General features: G+C 68.2%; 1 protein-coding gene. It reads left to right on the top strand.

The genetic code is table 11. The annotated features are described in order from the left end of the window. A partial coding sequence (locus H6B10_RS16930) for a hypothetical protein (protein WP_204652512.1) occupies positions 1–220 on the top strand: 220 nt, incomplete at both ends.

Below are 220 nucleotides of genomic sequence, written 5' to 3'. Positions count from 1 at the left end.
TGGGCCGCCCCATTGACGGCCTGGGCCCCATCGAGTGCACCGAGACCCGCCCCATCGAACACGAGGCTCCCGGCGTTGTCAGCCGTGAACCTGTTACCCAGCCCATGCAGACCGCTGACGTTGGCAATGCCGTCGCCGATCTCGATGACGCGGCCGGTCTCGGTGGCCATGGTGTCCCCGGCGCTTCCGGAAAGGGCGTCCTTCATCTGGGCGGCCAGCT

It is taken from the genome of Gemmiger formicilis (assembly GCF_016901605.1).
GTDB lineage: Bacteria > Bacillota > Clostridia > Oscillospirales > Ruminococcaceae > Gemmiger > Gemmiger formicilis_B.
Note: the sequence above shows the minus strand (reverse complement) of the source record. Positions and strands in the feature narration are given on the sequence as shown.